Here is a 19572-nt window from a genome sequence, read left to right as displayed (position 1 = left end):
GTTGCATCGGTTAAATTAAAGTGAATCATGAATGAGTTGTTCGAGCTGAGGAGCTTGGCTTCTAAAATTGTACACTCGAGATACATAAGCAGATGGATCGTATTGGCCATAGATTTGATTTTATCCGTTGGCGTGACTCTGTTTGTTTATTTTATTATTATGTATGTGACAGAAACGCCAATAAAGGCGGGGTATGTGGGGGGATTGACGGTATGGTCAGCCGTGTATAGCTTGTTGGCTTTTCTGGGATTGCATGCTTATCGGGGAGTCGTGAGGCATACGACACTGCAGGAAACGTGGCGTATCGGGGTGGCTATTATTTTGAAGGTGATATTGTTGTATTTTACCATTCATTGGATCATTCCGGAGGTTTCGGTAAACCGTTTGTTGCTGGGTGGGATTATCGATTTGAATTTTAGTGCCGTCGTATTGGTTTCCCTGAGGGTCTTGTTTATCAATGTGTACGAATTTTTAAAGACGCATTCGATAGGCCAGGTCGAGCGGGTTTTAATATATGGTATGGATAGCAAAAGTGCTTCGTTGAATATTACGTTATCTAATAATTTCCTACCTAATTACCGGGTAGTGGGATACTTGACGATAGGCAGGCGATACAAGCATTACCGCTTATCCGGAGTCTCTGTTTATTCCGTGAAGGGAGAGGAATCTTTTAATCGTCTGGTAAGGCGCTTGCAGGTTAAAGGCATTGTTTTTCCGGATTATTGGACGGCCCAGGACGAACAGGACCGGTTGGTACGTTTTTGTCAAAAAAGAGGTTTGGAAATGCTTATACTTCCCGGAATCGAAGAGGTATACGATGGCAATCTGCCTCGTCCCCGAATGAAAACCATTCGCTTGGAGGATTTGTTGGGACGCGATGAGATTCGAATCAGCATGCGGGAGATTTCGGCTAAATTGGAAGGTAAAGTAGTGATGGTTACCGGGGCTGCCGGTTCTATAGGAAGCGAACTTTGCAGGCAATTGACTCGTTTTAAGATCAGACAGTTGATTCTTTTTGATTCGGCCGAGACACCTATGCATAATATACAGTTGGAATTCACAGATCGTTATCCGGGGACTTCTTTCGTTCCGGTTATCGGGGACGTACGCTCTCCGGAGCGGGTGGATTTCGTTTTTCGTAAGTACCATCCGCAAGTCGTTTTTCATGCGGCGGCTTATAAACATGTCCCATTGATGGAGTTGAATCCCTGTGAGGCCGTGTTGGTTAATGTATGTGGGACTTGCAATATGGCGGATTATTCCGTAAAATACGGGGTAGATCAGTTTGTCATGATCTCTACGGATAAGGCGGTGAATCCTACGAATGTGATGGGAGCCTCGAAGCGTTTGGCGGAAATCTATGTCCAGAGTTTGAGTGTGGCTATTCGAGACGGGAAATACGCGGGACGAACCCGATTCATTACTACCCGATTCGGGAATGTTTTGGGATCTAACGGGTCGGTGATTCCCCGGTTCAGGGAGCAAATCAGAAACGGGGGACCGGTGACGGTGACTCATCCGGATATTATTCGTTATTTCATGACGATACCGGAAGCTTGTCGATTGGTGTTAGAGGCAGGGACCATGGGTGACGGCGGTGAGATTTTTATATTTGAGATGGGAAAACCGGTGAAGATTGCGGATATGGCCCGGCGTATGATAGAATTGTCCGGGTTTGTTCCGGATAAAGAGATAAAAATCGTTTATACCGGTTTACGTCCCGGGGAAAAGTTATACGAGGAGTTGTTGAGTAATAAGGAGAATACGAGCCCCACGATGCACGATAAGATCCGTATTGCTAAAGTCAGAGAGTATGACTATGAGGAGATAAAAGAGGAGTTGAAGGAGATTTGTGAATTATCGTCGGCTGTGAATATTCCTGAAATGATTTGTAAAATGAAAATGATCGTACCGGAGTACATCAGCAAAAATTCGGAATTTGAGAAATTTGATAAAGTTCATGTTTAGTGTTTTTAAGGTATGGCGAATATATTGATAACAGGGGCTAACGGACAGTTAGGCTCGGAATTTCAGGAAAGAAAGTTTTCATTGTTAGACGAGGTGTTTTACACGGATGTAGAGGAGTTGGATATAACGGATTTAAAAGCAATATGTTCGTTCATCGAGGTGCATGAAATCGATACGATCATTAATTGTGCTGCCTATACTGCGGTAGATCGGGCCGAAGAAGAGGAGGAGAAAGCGGCTTTAATCAATCGGGATGCCGTCGCTAATTTGGCTAAGGCTGCCGCGAGATTGGACTGTTTATTGATACATATCTCCACGGATTATGTTTTTGACGGAATTCATGATCATCCTTACACGGAAAAAGAGGCAACGAATCCGCAGACTGTCTACGGGCGTACCAAGTTAGAAGGAGAACAGGCTATCAAACGTTCCGGTTGCATGCATATTATTATTCGTACCGCTTGGTTGTATTCGTCATTCGGGCATAATTTTGTCAAGACGATTTGTCGCCTCGCTAAAGAAAAAGAGGAGGTGAATGTGGTGGATGATCAATGGGGAACTCCGACTTACGCGGGAGATTTGGCTGATGCTATAATAAAGATGTTAGAGAATGATGAATTACCGGAACATGAAGGTATCTATCATTACACGAATGAGGGTAGTTGTTCTTGGTATGAATTTGCAAAGGAGATCGTTTCTTTATCCGGAGAGAGTTGTCGGGTAAATCCTATTTCTACGGATCAGTACCCGGTAAAGGCGAAACGTCCGGTCTATTCGGTATTGGATAAGGCAAAGATTAAGCGGGAATTCGAAATAGAGATTCCGGAATGGAAAGAAGCCTTGATCCGCTGTATGAACAAAGGATTCAAAGCATAGTATTTGGGCGGAGAAGAGTATTTGCCGGGGGAGAAAGGGGATTGCTTTCCGGGTATCGGAACGTTTGTGGGATTAGTAACGATATAAAGTATTGTATTAATCTTTATTTGTGAGATTTGGAAATAAAACATATCTTTGCAGGCGTTTCTTTAGAGGTTAAATGTGTTGATTATCAATAAAAAAGATATAATAGAATGATTGTAGTTTCAAATTTAGAGATTCAATTTGGAAAACGGGTTTTATTTCGGGATGTGAATTTAAAATTTACTCCGGGAAACTGTTACGGTGTGATTGGGGCGAATGGTGCGGGAAAATCGACTTTATTACGGATGTTAAGCGGGGATTTGGAACCCACGCGTGGAAACGTGATGTTCGGTCCGGGAGAACGGCTATCGGTATTGAAACAGGATCATCAAGCTTATAATGAGTGTACGGTATTGGATACGGTGATGCAGGGATATCTGGATTTATGGAATGTAATGAAGGAGAAGGATGCATTATACGCGAAGCCCGATTTTTCGGATGAGGATGGGGTCAGGGCTGCCGAATTGGAGGAGAGATTTGCGGAGATGGACGGTTGGAATGCAGAAAGTGATGCGGCATCTTTATTGAGTGGATTGGGAATAGAGGAGGAGTGGCATTATTCGTTAATGAAAGATTTGAGCGGTAAACAGAAAGTGCGGGTTTTGTTGGCTCAGGCGTTGTTCGGTAAGCCGGATAATTTATTGTTGGACGAACCGACGAATGATTTGGATATAGAGACTGTGATGTGGCTGGAAAATTATTTGTCCAATTACGAAAATACCGTATTAGTCGTATCGCATGACCGGCATTTCTTGGATGCCGTTAGTACTCATACGGTAGATATCGATTTCGGTAAGGTACAGCTATTTGCCGGTAATTATAGTTTTTGGTACGAGTCGAGTCAGTTGGCTTTACGTCAGGCCCAGGCTAAAAATAAAAAAGCGGAGGAGAAAAGGAAGGAGTTGTTGGAGTTCATTCAGCGATTTAGTGCTAATGTCGCTAAGTCAAAGCAAACGACGAGTAGGAAGAAGATGTTGGAAAAGTTGAATGTAGAGGAAATTCTTCCCTCTTCCCGGAAATATCCCGGTATAATTTTTACCCCGGAACGGGAAGTGGGAGATCGGATTCTCGATGTACGTGGCTTGAGTAAGCAGGTCGAGGGGAAGTGGTTGTTCAGGAACGTAGAGTTTACCGTGGATAAGGGGGATAAGATCGTATTCTGGTCGAAAGATCCCCGGGCAATGACGGCTTTATTGGAGATTATTACCGGAAATGATAAGCCTGATACAGGATCGTATATTTGGGGTGTAACGATTACCAATGCCTATTTACCGTTGGATAATTCGGCCTTTTTTCAAACGGATATGACATTGGTAGAGTGGTTGGGACAATATTCAATGGACACGAGCGAGACTTTTTTACGCGGTTTCTTAGGGAAAATGCTTTTTTCCGGAGAGGATATATATAAACGGGTGAAAGTATTATCGGGGGGAGAGAAGATGCGTTGTATGATTGCCCGCATGATGCTGACAAATGCAAACGTATTGGTATTGGATTCTCCCGCAAACCATTTGGATTTGGAATCTATTCAGGCATTTAATAATATGTTGGTTGCATTTAAAGGCGTTGTATTGATGAATTCGCACGATCATGAGTTCATTCAAACGGTTTGTAACCGGATTATCGAGTTGACACCTGACGGAATTATCGATAAACGTATGGATTTTGATGATTATATTACGAGTGATACTATAAAAGCACAAGCGGAGAAAATGTATAGATAGGGGCTATAAGGGGCTGTTGGGGTGTAAATGAAAATTTATAATTCCTAAATATGAAAAAATGAAAAAGATATTGATAACCGGGGGGGCAGGTTTTTTGGGTTCCCATCTATGCGAACGTTTGTTGGCAACAGGAGCGCGGATTACTTGTTTGGATAATTTTTTTACCGGTGCAAGGGAAAATATTGCCCATTTATTGGATCATCCTCGTTTCGAGTTGGTAAATCACGATATTGTATACCCGTATATTATAAAAGATGCGGATGAGATCTATAATTTGGCTTGCCCTGCTTCTCCCATTCATTATCAATATGACCCGATAAAAACATTGAAAACCTCCGTGATCGGGGCTGTTAATGTACTGGGAATGGCCAAACAGTCCAATGCCAAGGTTCTGCAAGCTTCTACGAGTGAGATATATGGAGATCCTATCGTGCATCCGCAACCTGAAGATTATTGGGGAAATGTAAATCCTATCGGGATTCGTTCCTGTTACGATGAAGGTAAACGGTGTGCTGAAACCTTGTTTATGGATTATCATCGGCAACTGATGATTCGGATAAAAATTGTACGTATTTTTAATACTTATGGGCCTCGTATGTCAATAAACGACGGACGTGTAGTATCTAATTTTATTGTTAACGCCTTACGCGGGGAGGATATAGAAATATATGGAGATGGTTCGCAAACCCGTAGTTTTCAATACGTGGATGATTTGGTCGAAGGTATGATCCGTACCATGCAAACGGACGATAGTTTTACAGGACCCGTGAATATAGGTAATCCGAATGAATTCACCATCTTGGAATTGGCTCATCAGATTTTAGAGCTCACCGGGTCTAAATCAAAAATCGTATTTAAGCCGTTGCCTTCGGATGATCCGAAACAGAGAAAACCGGATATTACTATGGCAGAAAAAGTATTGGATTGGAAACCGGCTATTCCGTTACGAGAGGGGTTATTACGAACGATTGATTATTTCCGGAAAATGTAAAATTCAGTGGCCGAATGAGGTATTTTTAATTATGGAATTGTTCGGTAGTGCCGTGGAACACGTGTAGGTTCGAGGCTTTATTGTTTTCTTTTGGCCTTTTCCCAGGCTCCAGTCCCTTTGTGTTTCTGTAAATAGAAGAAGGCTTTTATTACATTCAGATTCATGAATACGAAGTAATAAGGAATGAATAAAATTTTTACTTTGATGTGTCGTCGTTGCAGAATACTTCCTCCAGTTGCCATAAGATAAAATAGAGATTGAAGGACGAGCAGGATCATGTAGCCTGTTTGTTCCGGCCTTAGACTGACGAGTAGAATATTTAAAGGAAACAGAAGAAAGAGAAGTACGGGTGTGATCGACCATCTCAAGACCCTGTGGGAGATGTATTGAAAGCTTAATATGCCGTGACGGAAGATATTCAACAAGGGGAGTAGCCTCCATATAGCTTGCAGTCCGCCGGCGGCAATACGTACTTTTCTTTTTTGTTCGTTCCCGATATCGGCGGAGGCGGATTCTATGGCGTATGCCGCATCTCTGTAAGCGATTTTATAGCCTTGAGAGGCAATGCTCATGGATAGGACGAAGTCGTCTAATAGCGTATCTTCCGGCATGGTTTTGAAAAGTGAAGTACGGATGGCGAAAAGTTCTCCTGCAGCTCCTACTGTTGAATACAGGCGGGAATCCCACGATTTCAGTTTGGATTCGTATCGCCAATAAAAACCTTCTCCTCCTGCGGCAGCGTTATCTTTATCTTCGACAACAATTCGCTTTTCTCCGGCGACGCAACCCACAACGGGATCGGAAAACGGGGTTAGGATCTCCCGGATCGCTTCTTGGTTTAACATGGTATTGGCATCTGTAAATACAGTGAAAGGGGTATGTATATATTGCATTCCCCGGTTAAGGGCAGCTGTTTTTCCTTTTCTTTCGGGGACGTGCAAGACTGTGATCTCCGGATATTCAGCTAATTTTAGATTCGTGTTATCGGTACTTCCATCCGTGACCCATACGATGTTTAGTTTACCTTTCGGATAATTGAGCCGGTTACAGTTTTCCATTTTCAAATCCACTATATCCTCCTCGTTATAGGCGGCAATTAGGAGGGTTGCCGTCGGGGGCGGTTTTTGCAGGTATAACGGTTGAACAGGGTGTCGTTTTTCTTTTATTTTGACGAGTAAATAGAGAAGGAGGCCGTAGCCTATGTAGGTATAGAGAACGATAATGGCGGCTATCCAGAAAAAATAGTCTATTCCGAGCATCTTATTTTAAATATTTTTCGAGGGTTTCTTTTAAGAGTAACGAGGATATCGGTTTGGTCAAAAAATCATTGCATCCGGCTTCCAACGTCCGGGTACGATCATCGTTAAAAGCAAAAGCTGTTAAAGCGATGATTGGAATGTCTTTGGATTTTTCCCGAATAATACGGGTCGCTTCCAAACCGTCCATTTCCGGCATTTTAATATCCATGAGGATGAGATCCGGTTTCTCTTCATTAAACAATTTAATCGCTTCAATACCATTCCAGGCGTGTAATAGTTTATATTTTTTACCTATCAGGACTTTTAGAAGCAAGAAATTACTTTCTACGTCTTCTGCGATTAGAATCGTGTATTGTGTGTCCATCTCTTCTTTTACGTTGATTCGATTTACAGGTTCTTCCGTGCTTTTTAATGGAGTCGAACGATAAGGAATCGTAAACCTGAATGTAGTGCCTTTATTTAATTCCGATTCAACGGAGATTTCCCCTTTCATTTTTTGGACGATCATTTTGCAGATGGCAAGACCGAGTCCCGTACCTTGAGAAAAGGAGTTGAGCTTGGTAAAACGGCTGAAAATATCATTTAATTTTTCGCGTGGGATACCGCATCCCGTGTCTATCACATAAAATTCTATTTTTTCTCCTAACAAATGATATCCGAAACGGATGTACCCCTTGGACGTGAATTTTATAGCATTGGTAATTAAATTGGAAAGGACTTGTGCCAGTCTGTTTCCATCGATCTGTATGATTAACTCCGCGGGGAGGTCCAATAACAGCGTTACGTTTTTTGCCGTACGATGTTGATACATCTGCAAAATCTTTTGGCATAATTCGCTGATATCAGTCGGTTTATCGTAAAACTCCAGGGTTCCGGCTTCGATCTTGGATAAATCGAGTATGTCGTTGACGAGTTGGATGAGTAATTCCGAGTTATTCTCTACGATTTCCATGTAGTTCCGTTTCTCTTCCTGATCCGGAAGATCGCAGATCAACCGGGAAAAACCGATGATGGCGTTAAGCGGAGTTCTGATCTCGTGACTCATGTTTGATAGAAAAGTCGATTTCAACCGATCCGATTGTTCTGCTTTTAGCCGGGCTTTGATGAGTTCTTGCTCAGAATTTTTCATATCCGTGATATCCCATGAAATTCCCACTAAAAAAGTAGGCTCTCCTTTATCGTCCCGGATTAGGGTTTTTAATGTTTTGACGGTACGTAATTCTCCTGACTTGTTTTGGTAAGTTTCGATGAATTCGATATCCTTGCCCGTACTTAATAAACGAAGATCGTCGTTTCTAAAATGTTCAGCATCCTTTTCATTGGGAAATATTTCAAAATCGGTTTTACCGATAACGCAGTCGGTCGGAATATGTGAATGTATTTCAAACGCTTTATTCCAATACAGGTAACGGAGGTCTTTGGTATCCTTAACAAAGAGATAGACCGGAATATTATCTAAGACGGAATTAAACAGACTGTTTAATTCTTTAATCTTATTCTCGTGTCGTATGGTTGAAGAGATATCCCTGCAAAATACCCATATTTTTTCTTCTCCCTGGTAATTTATGATTCTGGAGACTATTTCTACGGGTCTACTGCTTCCGTCCGGGTATTTATGCCTGGAAATATACCTGCATCCTGTTGAGTTCTCCCTGAAGAATTTTAATTTTTCAGGCCAATTCTTCTGAGTTATTTCCAAATGAAAATCCCAAATAAAATAGGTAGAGATCGGTTTATTTAAATTGTAACTTATCTTGGTTTGATCGTTGGCATAATAAAGAGATCCGTCGGTTCTGAGTGCGTATATCTCTTCATTAGACGAATTCATGGCTTGAATGATCTCCTCTGTTTCTTCAGGAGAAGGGGGATAATCTTTCTCCGAAGAGGTTTTCTGTTGAATAGGGTCCGTACGAGGTAAATCATTTTCCATTTCCGAATAATTATAGGTAAGCAAAGATAATATTATTTTACTAATTCGATCCCTGTAACAACAGGATTATGATCACTCCAGGGGAGGGAGGGAGAGCGATAGGAAGTCCCGTGAATTTCAGGAGAATATAATACATAGTCTATCCTGAATAATTTGCAAAGATTACGGTAAGTATATCCGTATCCGTTTCCGCTTGTCATAAAGCTGTCTTTCAGTTTCCCTCTGATTTTACGATAGACGTAAGAAGTGGGAGGATCATTAAAATCTCCGCATACGATAGTCGGAAACCGGGTAGTATCGATGATGGATCGCAATAATTCCGCTTGTTGAGCCCGTATCTCTAAATTATTTTTTAACGTCATAATGATTTCTTTTACCGCCTTTTTCCCGCCTGTCGGAGTGTCCTTCAAAAGTTGTTGGCGTAATTGTTTCTCTTTTTGGCTGAAATTGGTCGTTTGCATATGTACGTTGAAAATGCGAATCGTATCTTGCCCGATCTTTATGTCTGCCCACATGGCATTATTTGTCGGGGAATCAAAGCTTATATTTTGGGAGGAGATGATGGGGTAGCGACTCAATATGGCAATTCCGTAATTGGAAGTATGGGTTTGGTGCGACCAGCTTTTAGCCGAATAAGGTAAACTTAAAAAACGGGAAGTCGGAGAGATTGCGTTTTCTTGATTGGACTCACCGTATTCTTGCAAACAGAGAATATCCACGTTATTCGATTCCGAGAAATTCACGATATCGGGAATGGAGGTATGATTGGATTCTAAGTTCTTAAAATTTAAAATGTTGTAGGTCGCGATGCGAATCTTATCGTTCTCGGGGTTAGAAGAGGGTGAAAATTGGAATAAGGATAAAAGATAAGGGATATTTGACAGGATCGCTGCGATGGGAACGGAAATCCACCTCTTTTTTTTAATCGCCCAATATATACAAAGCAGGAGGTTCATAGTTAATGTGACAGGAAGGAGTAAGCCGAGAATAGCGATGGCCCAGAAGGTTTCCGGATGAACATAAACGGCCAATGCTCCCGTAATACTACTTAGTGCGATGAACAACGTAATTGGAATCATTAATAAAGAAAGCATGAATCGAAGTGCTGCCATAATTTTTATTTGATAAGATTTGAATCTTCGTCTTTGTAATCTGTTTTGGTGGTAAAATAACTTTTCATACCTGAAAGGTATTTGATGATTCGTGTTTTAAAGCTGTTGAAAAAGGAGCCGTCCGCACTTACCGTTCCGTATCCTGTTACAGCCCGTGCTTTTCTTTTTCGAACAAAAGCGATTTTTCCGAATTTCTTTAACCCCAAAGCCATAGATCCGTCTTCGCCCCGGATGATGTCGACACGGTAGCCGACTTTTTTCCCGTATTCGACCTTGTAGGCGAACACCAATCCCCGGACACTTAGTTCCGGTCTTTTGAAAGATTGTAAAAAGAGATGGGTATCTCTCATGAATTCATATATTTTGAGACCTAACCACGGGTGATCTTTATCTGGAATATAACTCCAGAGAGAAGATACGGCAACAACCCCCGGTTGTTCTAATTTTTGGATAAGGGTCTCCACGTAGCGGGGAGGGTACATGGTGTCGGAATCGATGCAGATGTAATATTTACCTCGGACTTGTTCCAAACCACATCGGCGGGCATATCCGCAACTTTTTCGTGTTTCGTTGTAATAAGGAATACCGGAAGCTTTATAAATATCCGCCGTACGATCCGTAGAGCTATTGTCCACTCCTATGATCTCCATAGGATAACGGCAAAGGGAATCGCTAAGGGACCAAAGGCAGGCAGCCAAATGTTTTTCTTCGTTATGAGCAATGACGACAACGGATACTAATGGTTGTTCCGATTGATTGATACGTTGTAGTTTCTCCCTTATTTCTTGTAGTGTTTGGGGGGGAATTTCATCATAGGTTTTATTGTAAACGGATAGATATTTTGAATACCAAGACATAGTTGCTGATTTTTGTTTATATTTTTCGAGGTAATATTTGTTCAAAAAGATGTTTCCATTGCTCGGCAATGTGTTCTATTTTGAATCTTTCCACGTGTATACGTGCGGCTTTTCCCATTCTTTTTCTTTCCTCGTTCCCTTCGATTAAATAACATATTTTTTCTGCTAATTGTTTTATATTGCCGTCTTCTGCAAGGAGGCCGTCTTGTCCATCCTGAATAATATCCCGGGGGCCGCAGGGGCAGGTAAATGAAACGGGGGGAACACCGCAAGCCATGGCCTCGATAATGACCATACCGAATCCTTCAAAACGGGAACTCAAGACAAATATAGAGCTTTCGCAATATTTATCAACGATGTCAGTGACGGAGTGTTCTAAAATACATGATTTTTCCAATTGTAATTGATGTATCTGGGCCTCTAATTGAGAGCGCATGCCGTCGCCGTATATTTTTAATGTCCAATCCGGATGTTTGGGGGCCACGTATTGCCAGGCATCGATCAGGCGGTCGAATCCTTTTTGCGGTACGTACCTTCCGACGGCTATGACCTGTTTCGGCTCCAAAGAAGAAGTTTTGTCGGGAAAAAAAGAGAGCGGGTTATAAATTACCTCGACGTTGTCCAATTCCTTCCAATATCCTTTGTCTTCGTGACTAAGAACAATAAATTTCTTTAATCTCTTCAATTGCCGTATCAGTTGATTCATCCAGAATTTGGCTATTATTTGTTGCAACCAATGCGGTAACTTTTCGTTGCTGAAATCCCGGTAATTGGAACGGTTAAAATGGATTTCACCCAGTTTTATACTACCGTCCGGTATGGAGTTGATAAAATTGATCTCTCTCCGTAACATGGATATGGTGATATCCGGACGAATGTTGCAAAGGATCTCCTTCAAACGTTTTTTGTATAGTCGTTGTTTTTTCCGGTATCCGACAATTCGTTTATGGAGGGGTTGACCGTAAAGGTGATCGAAGTTTATATCCAATTGTATTAGTTTCACTTTCGGAGAAAGCGGATAGTAAGGAGCCTTTTCTTTCCCGTCAGTGATGATGATATAGATTTCATAGTTAAAGACTTCTGTGAAATAGTTCGCCTTCAAGGTAAGAACCCGTTCCATGCCGCTCGGGTAATAGAGAGAGGGGATACAATAAGCTATTTTAAGATTCATGGTTCAGTTTTGCTTGAGGTTACGACATCGGTTATTTTTTGCATTTGCTGTGTCCACGAAAGAGCCGGTTCGATGGAATTCCGAATTTCTGCCGGTATAAAGGGGTGCGTTTGCCAGAAGTCGACAAGAGATTGGATATTTATAGGCGAATCGTCGGCCGGGGCTTTCATGATATAGGGCATACGATCGAAGTCTTCATCTGTTTCGGAATAGACGAATGGAATTCCCCGGGCGGCGTATTCTCTGTTTTTTAAAGTTTTGATCTTTGAAATTTGACTACGATGCCTGGCTAAACTGGCAACTCCCATGTCTGTTTGTTCGAATATATTGTCTAATTCTTCCCCGAATACGGGGCCGTGGAAAAATATTTTTTCTTCCAAATGATGGTCCGTGACCATTTGATGGAGTTCGTTTAAAATATCCGGCATTCCTCCTCCGACCAGATGGAGATACACGTCCGTATCGTGCGGTTGTTTATAATATTCTATCATGCCGGCCACGATACGGTCGTAGCCATGCCAGCGATGCATGTCTGCCACCCCCGTCAGATGAAACTCTCGGAGTGAATAGTCGTTTTGTGTTTTTAATTTTATCCGGCTGAAATCGATTCCATTGGAGATGTTGATCGTGGGAACATGCCAGATGGAGGTATAGCCGGAAAATGTCACGATCCGAAAAAGTTGTTTAGCCATGGATGTCCGGAAAAATTTATCCGCGTACAACATTAGTTTTTCTTTTAAAGCCAGACCGTTATACTCTTGATCATAGGGATAGGTAGGAATTTCTGCGACAGTTTTAATTCCTTTTTTACGTAATTTTTTTAGAAAGCGGATCAGGAACGGATTGGCGTTATGATCGTATCGCATATAAACGAAACGGATGTCATTGTCCAGTATATACCGGTACAGGTGGCTATATGCCGTTCGTTTTTTTATTTTGGCGATCCATCCTTTCCCGTAGTTATCTATTATTGTTTCTTCGACCCGTCGGATGTGATTGCCCTCCGCATCCGAGTCCAAATAACAAAACCGGACATCCCATCCGCAGGCTTTCAACGCGTCTTTTTGATAAAATATTTTTTTACTGATGCCGTTATATTCGGCAAAGCCATGAAAAATTAAAAAAAGCATTTTCATAGGAATCGTGTTTCTACCGTTATCTGTAAATGTACGCATCGTTTGTGCTGGGGGCTTTATACCATTCCAAATAATTTGTACCTCCTGATTTTACCCATTTTTCGAAATCCGGGTATGCTTTTAGTATCGAGATCGCTTCGGACGGATAACGGAAAGAACGGGGTACCAGCAAGCCCCACATCAAACCGTCCGTACTTTCTTCTATGGGACGACTGATATTGCTCAGAGCCGTATGTTTGAAACGTCTGATTCTGACTGCCTACCCCTTTGGCCAATAGGATCGCCTTCTCTTTTTCGAATACTGGGTTCTCGTCAAATATTTCGATGGTATAAAAATATTTGTTGTTATGGGTGTCATAAGGGAGGACTGTCACATCCAGGGTCGAAATATTCGACCAATCGAAATTTTTAGGGATATTTTGAATGATGTAATTTTTTTCAAAATATTCCGGGTCAAAATAATCTTTCTGACATCCGATTAATATAGCGATAAAAAATATGACCGACAGTACCTTTTGGAGTATTTTCTCTCTCATAACCTTGTTTATTTAGAGTATTATTAAAGACTAAATATATGCCAAGTAGAATAAATTTAACAAAATATCTACTATACAAATATACATAAATTGGGCGGTAAATAAATGTTTTAATAGGGTAAACTTATTTTGAATCAAATTATTCGGTGTATTTTTTCAATAAATATCCAGCATATTGGATAAAAAAGAGCCGGTAATTTAAAACTAAAAAATAGTATCCGGTATCGTTTATTGTTCAGTCGTTTTTTTATCAAACCGGACGTATGGGCTAATTGGAATAATTGGGAATCGTGCAAGGACTCTATTATTTTTCTTTTTTCCCGGTAGGTGACATATCGGCAATTGGCTGCAAGCGGTAGGAGTTGCCGGATATGTTCCAGTACGATTATTGTCCCGTATTCGCGGGCCAAAGGATCGGGGTGGTTCATAACGTAATGAGTACAGTCCGTTATTAATTCTGCGCGTTGCAGCAGGAGAGAACGGGTGATGGAGTAACGTTCTGCATCCGAGTTGGAAGTGGATCCTTCCCGGATTAGATAGTAATAGGTGATTTTTTCCAAAGCGACCACAAACCGGGCATTCATGCACTCTTGAATAAAGAAATAACGGTCTTCGAGTATTCGATGTTCTTTATTGCGAATGTGAAATTCATTCAAAAAACTGATCTTGAATAGTTTGTTCCACGTGGCGAGCCCCATTAATGTATCGGGATTAACATAGAAGTTCATTACCTCTTCGGGGGAGACCAATACGGAGAATTGACGTTTGTGAAAGGGATAACGCTTTTCTCCGGAAGGCATGACATAGGCTGTATTCCCGGCTATGATATCCGCCTGAGGATATTCCATAGCCTTCTGGTATAGTGTTTCGACACAATCGGAAGAGAGTTGGTCGTCACTATCCATAAACAGGATGTATTCTCCCCGGGCTTCTTCTATGGCCCGGTTGCGGGCTGATCCAGGCCCTTGATTTCTTTCTTGGTCTATGATCCTTACCTTTTCCCTTTGGGGATGGGTACGGAGTATTTCTCTGACGATATCGAGACTACCGTCGTTTCCTTTATCATCTAACAAAAGGATTTCCAAACCGTCGAAATCTTGATTAAGAGCTGAGAGCAGGGCTTCTTTTATATAGAGGGCCACGTTATAAACAGGCATGGCTAAAGTTACTTTGTAGGTCATGGGATCAAGATTTTTTAGTGATAAACAGTCTCAGCATGCTTTTAACGGAAACAAGGCGGGGATAGGAAAAAAGGAATCTGCCAAGGGTACGGAATTTCTCTTTTACCGTCATTTCCCTCCCTCTATAGACGGTTGCGTTTAACATGATAGAGATAAACCGGCGGACGGTTTTTTTTATCTCGTTGTTTTTGTCTTCACTGAACTCCAATAATTTTGAAGAAACAATAAAGTAGCATTTCATATTTTGATATGAGAATCTTCGGGTCATGATGGAATTTGCCCTTATCCTCCTTTTGAAAAATGGTTTTGCGATAAATCCTATCCGGTCGGCCGACATGTAAAGTTGGGCGGTAAATAGTTGGTCTTCATGAATGATTCCGGGTAGGAATATCAGTTTTATACGTTCTAAAAATGAGCGTCGGATAAAGCTCAGGCAGGCTGACGATTGAAACCGGAAGGTATCCAATTGCAAATTCAGCATTTCGACCCCGTTGTAGATGCGATCTTCCAAACCTTGTGTCCGAGAATACTTATTGTCTAAACGTATATGGTCGTCATCTGAAAAAGTATCCGCATCGAAAAATAGAAAATCCAATCGAAGAGTCTGGCATTTGGAATAACACTCCTCTAAGGTCGTTGCTTCTAATAGATCATCACTGTCCATAAAATAGATATATTCTCCTTTTGCCATAGCCAGGCCTTGGTTGCGCGTGGCGGATAATCCTTTGTTTTCTTGTGAAAATAGGATGATACGATTATCGGATGCAGCTAAGTCCTGCATGATCCGTAAACTTCTGTCGGTGGAACCGTCATTGATGAGAAGAATTTCAATCTCGTATAGTGTTTGCCGGAGGATGGAATCGACAGTCGCTTTGAGGTAAGCTTCCGTGTTGTATATGGGTATAATGATACTGACTTTAGGCTGTTCCATGTTGCCATTTTATTTTAATGCATTTTGTAAAAATAAGGCTGATTCCTGTTGTAACCGGGCTAAACGCTGTGTTGCCCGGGTAAAATCGATGGGCATGGTGTCCGGTTGGCTTGTCGATTTTACGTAACGTTCCGAGAGTTCCACATCTTGAAGTAACGAGCGGATACGCGTGCTTATGGAGTGGATCTCCAAGGCATAAAAATTTCTTTGATACAGGAGGGAAAATACGGTTCCGTGAAAAGAGGTCGTTACCACGAAATCGGCATGTTTAAACCAGCCGATAAATTCTTCCGGAGAGGCACAGTTGTATACTCCCGGACGATTCGTTAAAACGGGAGTAGATACCAATTGTATGACCTTTCCCCCGATTCGGTCTGCTAATTTTTGGGCAAAAGAGAGAGTTTCCGGCATAATCCTTACCTGGTATACGAGTACGTATTTGCCTTGAAAATCCGGTTTTACGGCAATATTGTCGAATGTTTCTCTTGTACATAGGATGGTCGGATCCGCTACGGTTTGAATCTTTTGCTCAACGAGAGGTTGTAACAGGGCGTTTAATTTTGACTCTCGTACACCGATCGCGTGCATTTGAAATAAGGACTTGCCGAGGTATTCTTTCTCTTCGTCGTTCAGGGTTGATGTCTCCATGCTGGCCGCATAAGCGATTTTTCGTGCCTCCGGACGAGAAGAGAACAAACCGAAATAAACATCGTCGAATCCTTTGGTTATTTTCGGATTCCAGATCTGATCGCTACCGAAAATGTAGGCATCGAAATCTTTCGGAATCTCTTCTTTATGGTAAACGGTTGGAGTAGAGAGGGCTAACTTAGAACGAATAAAAGAGTCAAAAGCTTTGTAACGCTTTGTCCTGGCCGGAAGAGTCAATAACTCGATGGCCGCTCCTTTGAGCAAATAGTAGACATGAACCTTAGTCGTCAAAAATTTTTTGAAGGCGAAGATTTTGTAATTGGCTTCAAGAAAAGGCGGGTTGTAATCGATAATTTTCACGTCGTGTCCGGCTTTACGCAAATATTCCTGCAAAGCGAAAGCTTGCAGGACAGCTCCGTAGTTATGCGCTCGATGAAAAGTTAATATCCCTATTTTCATATGACTTCCTTTTTTTCGTTTGTGAATCGGTTCATCCGGGCGGCAGTTTCCTGACACTTTTTACCCGTTCGGGATGAAAAATAATTAGCGATGAAGCTAATGATTTTCAGGCTGAACTTGTCAAAGGCAAACGGTACCGGATGGGAAAAAATCTTCCGTTGCAGCTTGGCCGGGAGAAGTAGACGGATAAGCTTTGAAAACATCCTTGCCGGATGGTATTGTAAATAATTTTTTCCGGTGAATATACGAGGGTTGTAAGGTAAACATTTTTCCCAGTTTACGGGATTGGATTCGATATTTCCGGATTCTTGCAATTCTTCAAAAGCTGATGTTCCCTTGGCGTTATTGGTGATAAAAAGGGATATCCCCTTCTCTGTTTCTTCCGGCCATTCGTCACTTCCCCAATAATCACCCAATGTAATATCCGCTGTTCTCGGTAGGATTGAAAACGGACAGTTATAGCAACTGGGGCGCAAGGTCAATCCCCCGAAAAAGAAACGGGCGAAAATATCTTCTTGTTGCCGTATTTTGCGGGGATCGCCGTGTATGGAAAGGGTGGTTGTCCCGTAAGATTTCATACCCTGTGTTTTGTCTCGAAAACTAATGATGTGATCGGCTTGGAAATGGCCTAAATGATCTTGCAAGACGAGTTCCGATTCTACTCCGTTGCATACGATCTCGGCTGTAAGTAAATTTTCAATATTGTCTTTTTTCAGGAATTGAAAGAGTCCGGCGATTTGACAAGGAGTTCCGGAAAAAAGTACTTTCTCGTTTCGGAATAAGAGCTTACGAGTCTCTTTGTATATGTTTATGGTATCGCTTTGGATGTATTTGGAATTTTGTAATTGAGATAAATCATCGACGTGATGAATGAATTTATGAAAGACCCGGTTGTTTTCCAAGACAGCTCCTGCCACGTGACCTCCGGTTGCAAGAAAATAGCGGGCTAATTCAGCAAAAGCTCCTCCGCTGGCACTCTGAAATCTGATGTTTTGATTCAGGGACCAGACGGCGTATACTTTCGCATCAGTCTCCTTGTTCGAAGTCTTGAAAGTCAGATTCGGACAAACTTTCTCGCATAATTTGCAATTTATGCAGGTGGCGTGATGAACGGCGATGTGAAAAAAGCCGTTCTCCCGTTTCATTGAAAGGGCTTGCACCGGGCAACAATCTATACAAGCGAGACAGCCGCTACAGTTTTTATGAGAAGGTAGATCAGGCATTTTTCTTCAATTTAGACCGGACGAGTTGTACAAGATTTATTCCCATCCGGGTTGTTAATGTTTTATGTGTCCAATAAAGATCGATGGCGAGCACTAACGAGCTGATTCCATAGAAAATCCATGGATCTGTTATGAGATAGTTTAAAAGGGCTACGATACAAATAAAAATAAACAGGATGCCCGTGATTCGTAATAAAAAGGCAGAAGGACGGTAACCGACTAATTTGGCGCAGGTAATCCCCCCGACGAAGATATAGAGCAGGTAGGCTATGAAATAATTTATTCCCAATCCATCCAGTCCGAACCATTTGATACATCCAATCAGTAATAGGTATTCCGATATGAAAAAAAGCGATTGGATGATTACGTATAGCAATCCTTTCCCTTTGGCCGTAATAACGTAGCCGAAGGAAAAACCGAAAACCCGGAAGAGTACCCCGATCAATTGCCAGCGGATGATAGACGTTCCTGTTTCGAATTCTTTGGAATAAAATAGGTTGAGTATGACAGGTGCAAAAACGAAGCTTGCTAAGATTCCGATACCGGCTATCAGTACGCCCAATTCGATCTGTTCGTTGATACAGTCGGAGACTTTTGCATTATTTTGAATGTAAGTCATAATCCGGGGCATAAAGTCAACTCCCATTGCCGACAGGATCATACCCACGTACATGTTGGACAACGTCCAACAGGATTGGTATAAACCGACCACTTCTATTCCCATGGCATCTTTCAGATAAATTCTGGAAAAGTAGGTCATCAAGTTCGCCACGGCTGCAGCCACGGACAGACTGATACCGATACCTAACAGACCTTTCAGTTCCGTTCTCGCCTCGGCAAAAGAGAGGCGGGTCGGTTTCAAATGCAATTTTTTTAAGTAGTAACCGGTACTGAGAAGCATGGTTAAAGCGACCAGGGCTATGCTTGCCGGAATAGCCGCATCTCCCCAAATCAAGATAAGAATGATGGTCGATAATGAACCGAAAACGGCCCCTATTATTTGGCAGATAGCCATACTCCTGATTTGTTTCAGTCCGTTTAAAACGGCTATTTGTCCGTTGGAAACACCATTGAATAATACGACTGAAGAGACAATGCATACTCCCCAATAATAATCTGTCGTGTTGAATAATTTAAAACTGATGGTTCTGGAAAAGATACAGATAAATAGTGCCCCTAAAAAAGAGGTGATCAGAATCGACAGGTGCAGTACGGTATAAGTCTTGGAGACTTGTTGGCTGTCATTTTGTACATTCGATTTGGCGATCTGACGAACTCCGCTTTGGTTCAGTCCCAAACTGGATACGGTAGAGACCAAATCCGTCACACTATTGTATAACCCGTAATAACCAAAACCGGCAGAACCGAGAACCATGGCGATGATTTTGGCACGTATGATTCCGAAAAACATCATGATTATTTTTACTGCACCGATGATTCCCGTTGTTTTAGCTATGTTTGAATAGGTTGACATGATAGGTTGTTG

16 protein-coding genes are annotated in these 19572 nt (G+C 41.9%); 4 read left to right on the top strand and 12 right to left on the bottom strand.

Translation table 11 applies throughout. From position 1 onward, the window contains the following. The first annotated feature begins 27 nt into the window (after window positions 1-27). The 4 genes from DMB45_RS09270 to DMB45_RS09255 all read left to right on the top strand — a co-directional run bounded on the left by DMB45_RS09270 (window position 28) and on the right by DMB45_RS09255 (window position 5643). A complete protein-coding gene (locus tag DMB45_RS09270) occupies window positions 28-1968 on the top strand; it encodes a polysaccharide biosynthesis protein (protein WP_041502322.1) in 1941 nt (646 codons plus the stop codon). Window positions 1969-1980: 12 nt separating this feature from the next. Next, a complete protein-coding gene (rfbD, locus tag DMB45_RS09265) occupies window positions 1981-2844 on the top strand; it encodes a dTDP-4-dehydrorhamnose reductase (protein WP_110688692.1) in 864 nt (287 codons plus the stop codon). A 194-nt stretch (window positions 2845-3038) separates the two neighbouring features. Then, window positions 3039-4652 (top strand): ABC-F family ATP-binding cassette domain-containing protein, encoded by a 1614-nt coding sequence (locus DMB45_RS09260; protein WP_041502320.1) that lies wholly within the window; start codon window positions 3039-3041, stop codon window positions 4650-4652. A gap of 58 nt (window positions 4653-4710) precedes the next feature. Continuing rightward, window positions 4711-5643 (top strand): UDP-glucuronic acid decarboxylase family protein, encoded by a 933-nt coding sequence (locus tag DMB45_RS09255; RefSeq protein WP_041502319.1) that lies wholly within the window; start codon window positions 4711-4713, stop codon window positions 5641-5643. A 77-nt stretch (window positions 5644-5720) separates the two neighbouring features. On the opposite strand, the gene DMB45_RS09250 is transcribed toward DMB45_RS09255, so the two are convergent. The 12 genes from DMB45_RS09250 to DMB45_RS09195 all read right to left on the bottom strand — a co-directional run bounded on the left by DMB45_RS09250 (window position 5721) and on the right by DMB45_RS09195 (window position 19560). Then, a complete protein-coding gene (locus DMB45_RS09250; protein WP_041502318.1) occupies window positions 5721-6902 on the bottom strand; it encodes a glycosyltransferase family 2 protein in 1182 nt (393 codons plus the stop codon). Between the two features lies 1 nt (window position 6903). Next, window positions 6904-8832, bottom strand: coding sequence for an ATP-binding protein (locus DMB45_RS09245; protein WP_059025448.1), 1929 nt, complete (start codon window positions 8830-8832; stop codon window positions 6904-6906). Window positions 8833-8864: 32 nt separating this feature from the next. After that, window positions 8865-9944: an endonuclease/exonuclease/phosphatase family protein gene (locus DMB45_RS09240; RefSeq protein ID WP_082027450.1), complete on the bottom strand. Its 1080-nt coding sequence runs from the start codon at window positions 9942-9944 to the stop codon at window positions 8865-8867. Between the two features lie 5 nt (window positions 9945-9949). After that, window positions 9950-10801 carry a glycosyltransferase family 2 protein gene (locus DMB45_RS09235; protein WP_041502316.1) on the bottom strand — a complete coding sequence of 284 codons (852 nt, stop codon included), beginning with the start codon at window positions 10799-10801 and terminating at the stop codon, window positions 9950-9952. Between the two features lie 16 nt (window positions 10802-10817). After that, on the bottom strand, window positions 10818-11972 hold the full coding sequence (locus DMB45_RS09230; RefSeq protein ID WP_110688691.1) for a glycosyltransferase family 4 protein: 1155 nt from the start codon (window positions 11970-11972) through the stop codon (window positions 10818-10820). Continuing rightward, on the bottom strand, window positions 11969-13108 hold the full coding sequence (locus DMB45_RS09225; protein WP_110688757.1) for a glycosyltransferase family protein: 1140 nt from the start codon (window positions 13106-13108) through the stop codon (window positions 11969-11971). Before DMB45_RS09225 ends, DMB45_RS09230 begins: the two co-directional genes overlap by 4 nt. Before the next feature lie 19 nt (window positions 13109-13127). Beyond that, a complete protein-coding gene (locus DMB45_RS15075) occupies window positions 13128-13289 on the bottom strand; it encodes a DUF4842 domain-containing protein (RefSeq protein WP_082667041.1) in 162 nt (53 codons plus the stop codon). 489 nt (window positions 13290-13778) lie between these two features. Next, on the bottom strand, window positions 13779-14825 hold the full coding sequence (locus tag DMB45_RS09215; RefSeq protein WP_052634383.1) for a glycosyltransferase family 2 protein: 1047 nt from the start codon (window positions 14823-14825) through the stop codon (window positions 13779-13781). A 4-nt stretch (window positions 14826-14829) separates the two neighbouring features. Further along, window positions 14830-15756, bottom strand: a complete 927-nt coding sequence (locus DMB45_RS09210) for a glycosyltransferase (protein ID WP_110688690.1) — start codon at window positions 15754-15756, stop codon at window positions 14830-14832. A 9-nt stretch (window positions 15757-15765) separates the two neighbouring features. Next, complete coding sequence (locus tag DMB45_RS09205; RefSeq protein ID WP_041502312.1) at window positions 15766-16863, bottom strand: polysaccharide pyruvyl transferase family protein; 1098 nt, start codon at window positions 16861-16863, stop codon at window positions 15766-15768. Continuing rightward, window positions 16860-18086, bottom strand: coding sequence for a Coenzyme F420 hydrogenase/dehydrogenase, beta subunit C-terminal domain (locus tag DMB45_RS09200; RefSeq protein WP_110688689.1), 1227 nt, complete (start codon window positions 18084-18086; stop codon window positions 16860-16862). The genes DMB45_RS09205 and DMB45_RS09200 overlap by 4 nt, the downstream gene beginning before the upstream one ends. Further along, window positions 18079-19560, bottom strand: a complete 1482-nt coding sequence (locus DMB45_RS09195) for an oligosaccharide flippase family protein (RefSeq protein WP_041502310.1) — start codon at window positions 19558-19560, stop codon at window positions 18079-18081. The genes DMB45_RS09200 and DMB45_RS09195 overlap by 8 nt, the downstream gene beginning before the upstream one ends. Window positions 19561-19572 lie beyond the last annotated feature (12 nt).

The sequence above is a fragment of the Sanguibacteroides justesenii genome, assembly GCF_003204205.1.
GTDB classification, from domain to species: Bacteria; Bacteroidota; Bacteroidia; order Bacteroidales; family Marinifilaceae; genus Gabonibacter; species Gabonibacter massiliensis.
This window is presented reverse-complemented; position numbering and strand designations above follow the sequence as displayed.

Coding starts and splice junctions, on each gene's coding strand:
- DMB45_RS09210 (WP_110688690.1), bottom strand. CDS start 15,756: ATGGAACAGCCTAAAGTCAGTATCATTATACCCATATACAACACGGAA.
- DMB45_RS09215 (WP_052634383.1), bottom strand. CDS start 14,825: ATGACCTACAAAGTAACTTTAGCCATGCCTGTTTATAACGTGGCCCTC.
- DMB45_RS09260 (WP_041502320.1), top strand. CDS start 3,039: ATGATTGTAGTTTCAAATTTAGAGATTCAATTTGGAAAACGGGTTTTA.
- DMB45_RS09235 (WP_041502316.1), bottom strand. CDS start 10,801: ATGTCTTGGTATTCAAAATATCTATCCGTTTACAATAAAACCTATGAT.
- DMB45_RS09240 (WP_082027450.1), bottom strand. CDS start 9,944: ATGGCAGCACTTCGATTCATGCTTTCTTTATTAATGATTCCAATTACG.
- DMB45_RS09225 (WP_110688757.1), bottom strand. CDS start 13,108: ATGAAAATGCTTTTTTTAATTTTTCATGGCTTTGCCGAATATAACGGC.
- DMB45_RS09255 (WP_041502319.1), top strand. CDS start 4,711: ATGAAAAAGATATTGATAACCGGGGGGGCAGGTTTTTTGGGTTCCCAT.
- DMB45_RS09230 (WP_110688691.1), bottom strand. CDS start 11,972: ATGAATCTTAAAATAGCTTATTGTATCCCCTCTCTCTATTACCCGAGC.
- DMB45_RS09200 (WP_110688689.1), bottom strand. CDS start 18,086: ATGCCTGATCTACCTTCTCATAAAAACTGTAGCGGCTGTCTCGCTTGT.
- DMB45_RS09245 (WP_059025448.1), bottom strand. CDS start 8,832: ATGGAAAATGATTTACCTCGTACGGACCCTATTCAACAGAAAACCTCT.
- DMB45_RS15075 (WP_082667041.1), bottom strand. CDS start 13,289: ATGTGGGGCTTGCTGGTACCCCGTTCTTTCCGTTATCCGTCCGAAGCG.
- DMB45_RS09270 (WP_041502322.1), top strand. CDS start 28: ATGAATGAGTTGTTCGAGCTGAGGAGCTTGGCTTCTAAAATTGTACAC.
- rfbD (WP_110688692.1), top strand. CDS start 1,981: ATGGCGAATATATTGATAACAGGGGCTAACGGACAGTTAGGCTCGGAA.
- DMB45_RS09250 (WP_041502318.1), bottom strand. CDS start 6,902: ATGCTCGGAATAGACTATTTTTTCTGGATAGCCGCCATTATCGTTCTC.
- DMB45_RS09205 (WP_041502312.1), bottom strand. CDS start 16,863: ATGAAAATAGGGATATTAACTTTTCATCGAGCGCATAACTACGGAGCT.
- DMB45_RS09195 (WP_041502310.1), bottom strand. CDS start 19,560: ATGTCAACCTATTCAAACATAGCTAAAACAACGGGAATCATCGGTGCA.